The 10,743-nt window shown below is 39.1% G+C and carries 11 protein-coding genes, 1 rRNA gene and 1 riboswitch; of the genes, 7 read left to right on the forward strand and 5 right to left on the reverse strand.

Annotated elements, in window-relative coordinates; all coding sequences use genetic code 11:
- Window positions 1-27: 27 nt before the first annotated feature.
- Entirely contained in the window at window positions 28-657 is a 630-nt protein-coding gene (locus FWJ32_RS08455; RefSeq protein WP_149545515.1) for a single-stranded DNA-binding protein, read from the forward strand.
- A gap of 44 nt (window positions 658-701) precedes the next feature.
- Window positions 702-1,232: a cob(I)yrinic acid a,c-diamide adenosyltransferase gene (cobO, locus tag FWJ32_RS08460; protein WP_149545516.1), complete on the forward strand. Its 531-nt coding sequence runs from the start codon at window positions 702-704 to the stop codon at window positions 1,230-1,232.
- Between the two features lie 21 nt (window positions 1,233-1,253).
- On the opposite strand, the gene dapD is transcribed toward cobO, so the two are convergent.
- The 5 genes from dapD to FWJ32_RS08485 all read right to left on the reverse strand — a co-directional run bounded on the left by dapD (window position 1,254) and on the right by FWJ32_RS08485 (window position 5,976).
- Entirely contained in the window at window positions 1,254-1,955 is a 702-nt protein-coding gene (dapD, locus tag FWJ32_RS08465; RefSeq protein WP_238988835.1) for a 2,3,4,5-tetrahydropyridine-2,6-dicarboxylate N-acetyltransferase, read from the reverse strand.
- A gap of 4 nt (window positions 1,956-1,959) precedes the next feature.
- Window positions 1,960-2,709: a 4-hydroxy-tetrahydrodipicolinate reductase gene (gene dapB, locus FWJ32_RS08470; RefSeq protein ID WP_149545517.1), complete on the reverse strand. Its 750-nt coding sequence runs from the start codon at window positions 2,707-2,709 to the stop codon at window positions 1,960-1,962.
- A gap of 15 nt (window positions 2,710-2,724) precedes the next feature.
- On the reverse strand, window positions 2,725-3,609 hold the full coding sequence (gene dapA / locus FWJ32_RS08475; RefSeq protein WP_149545518.1) for a 4-hydroxy-tetrahydrodipicolinate synthase: 885 nt from the start codon (window positions 3,607-3,609) through the stop codon (window positions 2,725-2,727).
- Window positions 3,596-4,600 (reverse strand): aspartate-semialdehyde dehydrogenase, encoded by a 1,005-nt coding sequence (locus FWJ32_RS08480; RefSeq protein WP_149545519.1) that lies wholly within the window; start codon window positions 4,598-4,600, stop codon window positions 3,596-3,598. Before FWJ32_RS08480 ends, dapA begins: the two co-directional genes overlap by 14 nt.
- An 86-nt stretch (window positions 4,601-4,686) precedes the next feature.
- A riboswitch (Lysine riboswitch) is annotated at window positions 4,687-4,863 on the reverse strand.
- Between the two features lie 267 nt (window positions 4,864-5,130).
- Window positions 5,131-5,976: a DMT family transporter gene (locus FWJ32_RS08485; RefSeq protein WP_162523570.1), complete on the reverse strand. Its 846-nt coding sequence runs from the start codon at window positions 5,974-5,976 to the stop codon at window positions 5,131-5,133.
- Window positions 5,977-6,171: 195 nt separating this feature from the next.
- Here FWJ32_RS08485 and FWJ32_RS08490 point away from each other — a divergent pair, with 195 nt between their 5' ends.
- From FWJ32_RS08490 to FWJ32_RS08510, 5 genes are all read left to right on the forward strand, one after another.
- Window positions 6,172-8,157 (forward strand): methyl-accepting chemotaxis protein, encoded by a 1,986-nt coding sequence (locus FWJ32_RS08490; protein ID WP_149545521.1) that lies wholly within the window; start codon window positions 6,172-6,174, stop codon window positions 8,155-8,157.
- Between the two features lie 54 nt (window positions 8,158-8,211).
- Window positions 8,212-8,949, forward strand: a complete 738-nt coding sequence (locus tag FWJ32_RS08495; protein ID WP_149545522.1) for an SIR2 family NAD-dependent protein deacylase — start codon at window positions 8,212-8,214, stop codon at window positions 8,947-8,949.
- Between the two features lie 82 nt (window positions 8,950-9,031).
- Window positions 9,032-9,235 carry a cold shock domain-containing protein gene (locus FWJ32_RS08500; RefSeq protein WP_149545523.1) on the forward strand — a complete coding sequence of 68 codons (204 nt, stop codon included), beginning with the start codon at window positions 9,032-9,034 and terminating at the stop codon, window positions 9,233-9,235.
- Between the two features lie 67 nt (window positions 9,236-9,302).
- Window positions 9,303-10,175 carry an Hsp33 family molecular chaperone HslO gene (hslO, locus tag FWJ32_RS08505; protein WP_149545524.1) on the forward strand — a complete coding sequence of 291 codons (873 nt, stop codon included), beginning with the start codon at window positions 9,303-9,305 and terminating at the stop codon, window positions 10,173-10,175.
- Window positions 10,176-10,641: 466 nt separating this feature from the next.
- Window positions 10,642-10,743, forward strand: a 16S ribosomal RNA gene (locus tag FWJ32_RS08510); the annotation flags it as partial.

The raw sequence follows: 10,743 nt of genomic DNA on the forward strand, positions 1-10,743 counted from the left end.
ACTTACGATTGAAAGGGAGAGTGTAAAATGCTAGGGAGCGTTGTAAATACTAATGTGGCCAATATCAGTGGTTCTATTGCCTCCGATTTTGAATTCAGTCATGAGATTTATGGGGAACAGTTTTATAATTTTTTTATTGATGTGCCAAGATTGTCCAATACATGTGATCGTCTGCCTGTCATGGTATCTGAAAGACTGTTGGATGGTATCAATATAAACATAGAGAGCAGGGTGGCTATCACTGGACAGATACGTTCCTATAATCGAGTTAATAGTGATGGAAAGGGTCACCTTTTGCTTTCGATATTTTGCAAAGATATAAAGAACTCTACAGAGGAAGATAAAATTAAAAATCCCAATGATATTTTCTTAGATGGATATCTGTGTAAGAAACCAATATACCGAACCACACCCTTTGGCAGAGAGATATGTGATATCTTGTTGGCTGTAAACAGGATGTATAATAAATCTGATTACATACCGTGCATAGCGTGGGGTAGAAATGCAAGGTTTTGCGAGAGGCTAAGTGTAGGTACTCATGTCAGGATATGGGGTAGATTTCAAAGCAGGGAATATCAAAAAAGGTTAGATGACGAAAATGTTATAACAAGGATTGCCTATGAGGTTTCTATCTCCAAAATGGAAAAATTGGATTAATATGTTATAATATAAATAAAATATAGCGATGTGAGGTGTAGCTTATGAAAAAGGGATTGGTGCAGGTATATACAGGGAACGGCAAGGGGAAAACCACAGCGGCTATTGGAGTAGGTGTAAGGGCTGTTGGAAGAGGGTACAAAGTTGCTATGATTCAGTTTTTAAAATCCATGGATACAGGAGAACTTAGGTCTTTGGAGAGGATTTCAAATGACTTTAAGGTATATCGTTTTGAGGAGGCTTCAAAGTTTTTTTGGGAGGCCAGTGATGAGGAAAAAGAGATAATGCGAAGATGCGAACATAAGGCCTTCGAGTTTGCAAAGGAGCTTTGTGCCAAAGGCGAAATAGATATACTTATCCTTGATGAGATAATGCTTGCAATGTATAACAAGCTTTTGACGGTTGATGAGGTTTGTGAGTTCTTGAAGAGTAAACCAGATAATATCGAGGTTATACTTACCGGACGGTATGCTCCACAGGAGATACTGGATCTTGCCGATCTTGTTACGGAAATGAAACCCATAAAGCATCCTTTTGAAAAGGGTATACCTGCCAGGGAAGGGATAGAGTTTTAAGGAAATAGGCCGACTGACGGCCTATTTTCTTAAGTCTTCCATGAGTTTTGTCTTACCTTCTGTTTTTTCATCCACTTCTTTTATAACTTTTGCAGGGCTTCCTGCAACTACAACACGCGGTGGCACATCATGGGTAACAACAGATCCAGCGGCAACTACAGCACCATCACCCACAGTAACTCCCTCTAAGATAACAGCATTGGCACCAACGAGGACGTTATCTCCAATTTTTACTGGACTGGCGCTAGGTGGTTCAAGCACACCGGCTATCACTGCTCCTGCACCTATATGACAATTTTTACCTATTATTGCCCTCGCTCCTATGACGGCGTTCATATCAATCATGGTAGCTTCACCTATTTTACTACCTATATTTATCACAGCACCCATCATAATTACAGCATTTTTGCCTATGATTACCTTTTCTCTTATTATTGCCCCAGGTTCAACTCTTGCATCAAGCTCTGATATATCCAATAACGGTAGGGCTGAATTTCTCCTGTCAATTTCTAGATAATAGTCTTTTATCTTCTCACTATAATCATCCAACAATTTTTTCACATCGGAGAGTTCGCCAAAAAGAATCCATAGCTTTCCTTCTCCAAATGTCCTTACGTTGTCAGATGTTATACCATGTAAGTCTCCATTAACGTAGGCCTTTACTGGAGTTTTTTTTCTGGCCAGGCCTATGTACCTGGCCAGCTCGTATGCATCCATTTCCATCAACTCATGCCTCCTCTAAAAGGTCTTTCATGCTATAAAGTCCAGGTACCTTATTTACTATAAACTCAGCAGCTCTTATTGCTCCTATTGCAAAGATATCTCGCGAAAGAGATGTGTGCTTAATTTCAATCATTTCTCCTTCACCTGCAAAGATAACCGTGTGTTCACCGATAATACTTCCCCCCCTTATGGAGTGAATGCCAATCTCATTTTTTTCTCTACTTTCATGACCGTATCTTCCGTATTTCAGTATATTTTTTTCAGGAGTATTATCCCGTATGGCTCTGGCAAGCATTATAGCAGTACCGCTGGGTGAATCCATTTTCTGGTTATGATGGGCCTCAACTATCTCTACATCAAAATTTCTTAACAATCTGGCAGCTAAAGAGACAAGACTTTCTGTGGCTGCTACGCCTATTGATGTATTGAAAGATTGAAAAACAGGTATAATCTTTGAAGCATCATTGATGGCAGCCATTTCGTCGTCAGTAAAGCCTGTGGTACATATTACAAGTGGAAGTTTCTTTTTTACAGCGCTTTCTAAAAGCCCGGTGACCGCAGAGTGGTTAGAAAAGTCTATGCAGACATCGGCTTTCTCTTTTACCTCATTGAGATTATGATATATGGGTATATCTAACATGGCATTACTTCTGCTTATTCCTGCAACTACCTTGTGCTCTTTGCCTTCTGATATTATCCTGTACAGGGTCTTACCCATCTTTCCGCTTATACCTTGTATTATTATCTTTAGCATATATACACCTCTCTATCAGCTGACTGTAAACCCGTATTCTGTGAGCCTTGATTTTAGGATCTCTAAATTCTTGGGTTCCATAGTAGTGAGAGGCAACCTTAAGGGGCCCACATTCATACCAATGAGGTTCATGGCAGTTTTTATTGGTATAGGGTTTACCTCTATAAAGAGAGACTTATTTAGTGGATTTAGCTTTAACTGCAGATCTTTGCTCTTTTTTATATTGCCCTCTAAGAAGCTTACAGCCATATCATGCACATCTTTTGGAAGAATATTTGCCGTAACGGATATGACACCTAATCCACCTAAAGCCATGATAGGCACCACTTGATCATCGTTACCGGAATATATTGCGAAATCCTCACCACAGAGCCTTGCCACTTCGGCTATCTGACTGATATCTCCACTGGCCTCCTTTACACCCACAATATTTGGATGTTTTTTAAGTTCGGCTAAAGTTTGTGGCATTATATTGAGGCCGGTTCTTCCTGGTACATTATATATGATGATTGGGATGTGTACTGAATCTGCTATTTTTGTAAAATGCTCTATAAGCCCCCTTTGTGTTGTCTTATTATAGTATGGTGTTATCACCAGTAAAGCGTCAGCCCCTAGTCTTTCAGCCTCTATGCTCATCTCTATGCTGTGTCTCGTGTCATTAGAGCCGGTGCCAGCAATGACAGGTATTTTCTTGTTTATTTTATTCACTGTATATTTAATTACCTCATTCTTTTCTTCATCGGTCATCGTTGATGCCTCTCCGGTAGTACCACATGCTATGATGGCATCAGTGGAATTTTTTAGATGAAAATCTAATAATTTATCCAGTACCTCAAAATTTACACCATCTTTGGTAAAAGGTGTTACCAGTGCTACGCCTGATCCCTTAAATACGGCCATGGACTAATCCCTCCTTTACTAATAATTCAGCAATCTGTACTGCATTGGTGGCTGCACCTTTTCTTACATTATCTGCAACCACAAACATATTAAGTCCATAATCCACAGTATCATCTCTTCTTATCCTTCCCACATATACCTCGTCATGGCCAGAAGCAATGGTTGCCAGGGGATATATCCTGTTTTGAGGATCGTCCATAACAACCACACCTGGTGCGGAAGACAATAGACTTCGCACCTCGTCTAAGTCAAAGTCTTTGTAGAACTCAACATTGATAGACTCGCTGTGGCCATTTTCTACAGGTACTCTTACTGTGGTAGCCGTAACTTTGATCCTATCATCGTTCATTATCTTTTTGGTCTCATTTACCATCTTCATTTCTTCCTTAGTATAGCCATTGTTTAAGAAATCATCTATGTGCGGTAGGCAGTTATTGTATATAGGATAGGGGAACTGTTTTGGCTTTTCACCATTCATGGTCCCTTTTAGGTCGTCTACTCCTTTCTTCCCGGCTCCTGATACTGCCTGATAGGTGGACACCACAACCCTTTTTATTCTATAGATGTCATGCAGCGGCTTTAAAGCTACAACCATTTGTATAGTAGAACAATTCGGGTTAGCTATGATACCGTTGTGCCATTTTATGTCATTTGGATTTACCTCAGGTACTACCAATGGGACTTTTTTATCCATCCTCCATTGGCTGCTGTTATCTACCACAATGCACCCTTTTGATGCTGCTATGGGAGCAAATACCTTGCTGGTTGAGGCACCGGCAGAAAAAAGAGCTATATCTATACCCCTGTCAAATGAATCCTCTTTTAGTTCTTCTACGCTGTATAGTTTACCCTTAAACTCCAAGAGTGTGCCCTCTGATTTCTTACTAGCAAAAAGATACAGGTTTTTTATTGGGAAATTTCTTTCCTCCAATACCTTTATAAATGTCCTACCTACCATTCCCGTTGCTCCTACTACTGCTACATTGTACATAAAACTCCTCCTTATAATGAAAATAACTAGCCTCTAAGCTAGTTGGCAGTTTATGGCAATATAATCCTGTAGCAAGCTACAATAAACCACCAGATAGCTCTCCATCATAATACTATGATGACAGTACCAGGACTGTTAATCCTGGTCCCAGGCACCAGTTTGAGGATAACTGATCCTTCGGCACTGACTCCTTTCAATACCCATCATAGGATTCCTCCACCTCCGAATATTTACTCTTAGACAGTGCGACCTCTATCTGTTATCTTTTATTAATATATTATCGTTTAAATTATTCTGTGTCAAATTTTAATTTTAAATTATTCCATATAGCCATGTATGTTATTAAAATAATTCTGCAGTGGCAAACATCACCGGGTATCTGGTAAAAACATCAGGATAAATTGACGCGTGGAAATCAGGTGAATATGCACTTGATGAAACTCAAACACTGACAATTATAGAGCATCTTGAGCAACGGCTGTGGTTCTATTGACACGTATGTAATAATGGCTTATTACAGCAACTCAGTATTATAATAGTATCATCCATCCCCCTGCTATAGTAAGTATCACCCCAGTTATCCTGCCTTGTACATTTTCTTTTAAAATCAAAGATCCCAAGGTAACACTTATTATAGTTGAGAGCATAGAGAGAGGCTCAGCCACACTCACCTCGATGGTTCTGATGGCAACTAAAAGAAATAAATATGTAAAGGCATTGGTGAATCCACTGGCTATGGAATACAAAGTCTTATTCTTGAGAATGCCAACTATATCCTTTAGCCTCCCATTAAGTAATAGATAGATAAGCATTATCAATGCAACAAACACATAAACCGTAAATGAATAAAGCATAGGACTTGCAATGTTTCCTGCCTCCTTGTCAATAATCCTGCCGTTTGCCACAAGGAAGCTATATATAAGCATATACAAGCAAGACCTGTCATATATGATGGCTCTCAGCGACTTTATAAAATTGCCCTCCTGCTTTAGGGTTGATGTGCCGTAGAAAATCAGTATTATTCCCAGCACCTTAAAAAATGTAAACTTTTCATGTAAAAAAAGTACTGATAATACAAAGAGAAAGAATATGCTGAGGTTACCAATTGGTGTAACGAGAGATATTTCCCCTATATTTAAAGACTTAAAGTAAAAGATGTTGGCCAAAGAGTATAATAACCCACTAGAAAAAGCAAATAGCAAAAAAGTATAGTTATCCGGTGATTCACCAATAGCGAACGGCAGTAAAAAAAGAGCTCCAAGACCAAAAAATACAAAGACACCCTCCACATTATCACCATCATTGCCCAGACCCTTTACGATTAATCTTTCCATGCCAAGTAGTATTATTCTTCCAGCCAAAGCTAAGTATGCCATAGACATCCCCCTTCTTTTAAATATTATTTATTCTCCAGAGACGTTATTTCTCCTCTTTCTTATTTAAATAAATTTATAGAAAAGGGTTCAAACAACGCCTGATATTAGAAGGTATCCTTGTCATTTTTTGTTTTAAATAGTATAATCGGATTAGATGTTGTCAACGGGTTGGGAGTAAAATAGGGAGTGGATAATATGATTAAAAATATTTATAGCCGACTGGTGATTTTTATTATTTTTCTTGTAGTTTTAAGCATTGGAGCATCTGGGTACTATAGCTACTATTTAAATAATAATGCTATAATAACCCAGTTAAAAAATGAAGAAAACTCAGTTCTAAATGTCTCTGGTTATTATATGGACAGTCTTTTGGCAAACTATGAACATCAGCTAAACCAATTTACAGCGTCTGATGTTGCTCAGAACATTGATGGCATGAAAGAAAATGAAGAGCAGATATTAAACTACCTGAGCAACTACATAAAGACAATTCCTAATGCGGTTAACATTTATATCAGTACTTCAGACGGCAGATTGTATCTTTATCCTTCGCAAGATCTTCCAGCAGACTATAACCAAAGACAAAAGGACTGGTATAACCAGGCAAGCTCTGCCTCAGGGAAAATTATTTGGACAGATGTCTATAAAGATGCAGTGAGCAATAAAAGCGTGGTTACTGTTGCAAAGCAGATAAAAGATAATACTGGGAACGTTATAGGTGTTGCTGGAATAGGTATAGACTTAAGTTCTCTCTCTGATAATCTTAGCAATATTAAGGTTGGCAATACTGGCTATGTATTTCTTATTGATAGAAATGGAATAGTCATAGCTCATCCAGACAAATCAAATCTTGGCATAGATGTGAATCAGTACGATTGGGGGAAAAAGATACTTGCAGATGGGGAAAACGGTTCGTTGGACTACAGCTTTAATGATATTAGTAAATATGCTACATATAAAACCATAGATAGAGTTGGTTGGAAAATAGTGGCCACACTTCCATATAATGAAATCATAGCCTCATCTTCCAGTATCCTTCGAGGTTCAATGCTATCTGGTAGCATATTCATGCTGATAGGTGTACTGGTGGCGTTCCTTATTGCAAGAAGTATTATAGGTCCTATTAATAGGCTCAATAAGTCACTGTCGTATGTTGAAAATGGGGATTTTTCCCATAAGACAGGTGTGAAGTCAAAAGATGAAATAGGCCTGCTTGCATCATATTTTGATAAGGCCATTGAGAGTGTAAGGACACTGGTGATAGATATTCGCAATATCGCTGAAAATGTAAAAAAGGAGATGGAAACACTATCCTTTTCTGTATCCCAAACTGTAGGTGTTACTGAAGAGATATCAAAAGCAGTGGAAGATGTAGCATCTGGTGCCTCTGCACAGGCTTCAGATATTCAAGAGGTAAGCAGCGTGGTTGAGGAACTTTCAAAAAGTATAGGTCGAGTTAAAGAAGCAGCGGAAGAAGTGTCTATGCTGTCCCATGATTCTCTCCTTTTAAGCCAGGAAGGCAAAAAGATTGTAGATACCTTGGTGGAAAGAAATTGGGAAAATGTAGAAGCAAACAGAAATGTGTTAAAGTCTATTAATGAACTCAATGAGCGCTCTCAAAGAATTGGTGACATCATCAAAACAATCAACGCTATAGCAGATCAGACAAACCTGTTATCATTAAATGCTGCCATAGAAGCTGCGCGTGCTGGAGAAGCAGGCAGAGGATTTGCTGTTGTAGCTGAAGAGATACGTAAGCTCGCAGAACAGTCCTCAAAAGCAGTTTTGCAGGTTCAGGAACTTATTGGTGGTATTGAGGAGAATATAAATGACAGCGTGGCTAATTCCGAGGTGGCTAAAAGAATAAATGAGGGGTTAACAGATAGTGTAAAGAATACGTCCAGTGCCTTTGCGATGATATCCGGGTCTCTTGAGAAGGCTATGGAGTCTATTGAAAAAGTTATCAACATGATGGATGAGATGAATAGACTTAGAGAAAGGGTAGTGGAGGCTGTAGAAAATATATCTGCAGTCTCTGAGGAAACAGCAGCGTCATCAGAGGAGGTCTCTGCTTCTGCTGAGGAACAAAATGCCAGTTTAGAGGGAATAGATATATCGCTGCAGCAGTTAAAGGAAATGACAGCTAAACTGTTTGAGGCAATATCGCAATTTAAGGTTTGATCCCCGGCTTATGCCGGGTTTTTGTGTTATAATATATTACTAGAGGTGTTGAAAATGGACAATATCAAAAAGGCATGTGAACTTATTATAAATGCAAAATATTGTCTTGCTTTAACAGGCGCGGGTATATCCACAGAAAGTGGAATTCCAGACTTTAGAAGTCCTGGGACAGGACTATGGGAAAAAATGGATCCAATGGAGGCCCTATCCACTGATGTTTTGTACGGTAATCCAGAAAAATTTTATAGAGAAGGTTTTAACATTCTCCGCGGTATGCGAGATGTTCAGCCGAATACTGCACATCGTGTCTTGGCATGGTTAGAAGAATGTGGGTATATAAAAGGTGTAATTACACAGAATATAGATAACCTGCATCAAAAGGCCGGTTCAAAGAAAGTATATGAGGTTCATGGCAATACAAGGACCTGTCATTGTACTAGATGTAAATCGAATTTTGATTTTCAAGAGATGGAAAGACAGATAGATAGTGGCGTTAAAGTGCCAAAATGTGAAAAGTGTGGTGCTATGTTACGACCTGATGTGGTTATGTTTGGAGATCCAATGCCGCGTGATTTTGATATTGCCATAAAGGAAGCTGAAAAATGTGATGTCTTGTTGGTGATTGGCTCAAGCCTGGAGGTGGCACCTGTTTGCCATATTCCGGGAATGGTTCCTCATTTAATTATAATAAATCTGTTGCCGACTCCATATGATAAATATGCGGATGTGGTTTTTCATGAAAAAGCCGGTGTGGTTATGGACAACATAAGAGAAACCATACAGAATTCTTAAATTTGATTGACCAGTAGCGATTAATGTGATATCATGGATATGTCGATAGTAATCGATTAATTTATAAGTTGGAGGTAAAAGCATGAAAGGTAAGGTAAAGTGGTTTAATTCTGAGAAGGGGTACGGCTTCATTGAGAGAGAAGGAGGCCCTGATGTATTTGTACACTTCTCAGCGATAAGCATGGATGGGTTCAAGACATTGGAAGAAGGACAGGCAGTAGAGTTTGAGATAGTCGAAGGTGCTAAAGGCCCTCAGGCCACCAATGTTACTGTTATAAACGCCTAAACTTCCGAAAATCAACCCTAACACAAAACCTGTGTTAGGGTTTTTTAATAAAAATGGAGGTTGTAAAATGAGTGATTATATAGTGAATGCTCTGGCTATGGATGGCAAGATTCTTGCCTATGCGTCAACGACAAAAGATGCAGTTGATGAAGCAAGAAAACTGCACAATTTGAGTCCAGTAGCATGTGCTGCCCTGGGTCGTGCTCTGACAGCAGCAGGGATGATGGGTAAAATGTTAAAAACAGAAAGGGGCAGCATTACAATACAGATAAACGGAGGGGGTCCTCTTAATGGTATTGTAGCATGCTCGGACTCTGATGCAAATGTTAAGGGTTATGTAAATGCCCCTGATGTATATATACCATTAAGACATGATGGCAAGCTTGATGTAGGGAGTGCAGTTGGTAGAGAGGGTACTTTGACAGTGATAAGAGACCTTGGTCTCAAGGAACCATATATAGGCAAAGTCCAGCTTGTATCTGGAGAAATTGGTGATGATATCGCCGAGTATTATGCAAGATCTGAACAAATACAATCTGCTGTTGGCCTCGGTGTGTTGGTGGATGTTGATGGTTCGTGCAAGGCTGCAGGTGGATTTATTATACAGCTTATGCCTGATTTTCCTTTAGAGGAGGTTGTTGTATTAGAGGAGAGGCTAAATAAGCTTTCGAGTATTACAAAATATCTTGGAGAAGGGAAAACACCAGAGTATATATTAAATATTATTCTCGGGGACCTTGGCCTTGAAATCTTAGAGAGAGTTCCTACAAGATACAAGTGTGATTGCAGCTATGAAAGGGTAGAGAGAGCAATTTGCAGTCTTGGGGAAAACGAAATAGCAAAACTTGCAGAAGAAAATGAACCACTTGAAATTGTATGTAACTTCTGCGGGAAAAGATACAGTGTTGGAATAGACCAATTGAATGAGATGCTGAGATAGGATAAGCATTGATGCTTGCTGATGAAAGCTGCAGGACAGTAATTTAAAATTCTACTATGTCATTTGACGGGAAAACTGTGAATAGACAAGTAAAATGACCTTATCATCCTATGACCAAGATTAGCATAAAATTCACGGGAGGTAAGATCGGTATATAATTTATTCGGCCTGTGTCGTAAGATTTCTCCTTTATATTTCTATTATTTATGGGATATTATTTATGGGAAAGTATCGCCTGACATAAAGCATAAGCTATGAATGATGGATAATTCCTTATATAGATATATCAAACGAAATTAAAAAATAGTATTGACACCCACCCACAAACATGATAATATAAAATACGCCTCAAGGGGCGAGAAAGGAAAAAAGGGCTTGACATGAGGCACAAGACGTGCTAATATATAAAAGTCGCACGATGGCAAATAAATAGAGCGGAACGCCAAGATAGAAGTAAGGAGCAAATATATTAAAGAGTTTGATCCTGGCTCAGGACTAACGCTGGCGGCGTGCCTAACACATGCAAGTCGAACGGAGTAGGAAACTACTCAGTGGCGGACGGGTGAGT

The organism is Calorimonas adulescens, from assembly GCF_008274215.1.
Lineage (GTDB): Bacteria > Bacillota > Thermoanaerobacteria > Thermoanaerobacterales > UBA4877 > Calorimonas > Calorimonas adulescens.

Coding starts and splice junctions, on each gene's coding strand:
- FWJ32_RS08455 (WP_149545515.1), top strand. CDS start 28: ATGCTAGGGAGCGTTGTAAATACTAATGTGGCCAATATCAGTGGTTCT.
- cobO (WP_149545516.1), top strand. CDS start 702: ATGAAAAAGGGATTGGTGCAGGTATATACAGGGAACGGCAAGGGGAAA.
- dapD (WP_238988835.1), bottom strand. CDS start 1,955: ATGGAAATGGATGCATACGAGCTGGCCAGGTACATAGGCCTGGCCAGA.
- dapB (WP_149545517.1), bottom strand. CDS start 2,709: ATGCTAAAGATAATAATACAAGGTATAAGCGGAAAGATGGGTAAGACC.
- dapA (WP_149545518.1), bottom strand. CDS start 3,609: ATGGCCGTATTTAAGGGATCAGGCGTAGCACTGGTAACACCTTTTACC.
- FWJ32_RS08480 (WP_149545519.1), bottom strand. CDS start 4,600: ATGTACAATGTAGCAGTAGTAGGAGCAACGGGAATGGTAGGTAGGACA.
- FWJ32_RS08485 (WP_162523570.1), bottom strand. CDS start 5,976: ATGGCATACTTAGCTTTGGCTGGAAGAATAATACTACTTGGCATGGAA.
- FWJ32_RS08490 (WP_149545521.1), top strand. CDS start 6,172: ATGATTAAAAATATTTATAGCCGACTGGTGATTTTTATTATTTTTCTT.
- FWJ32_RS08495 (WP_149545522.1), top strand. CDS start 8,212: ATGGACAATATCAAAAAGGCATGTGAACTTATTATAAATGCAAAATAT.
- FWJ32_RS08500 (WP_149545523.1), top strand. CDS start 9,032: ATGAAAGGTAAGGTAAAGTGGTTTAATTCTGAGAAGGGGTACGGCTTC.
- hslO (WP_149545524.1), top strand. CDS start 9,303: ATGAGTGATTATATAGTGAATGCTCTGGCTATGGATGGCAAGATTCTT.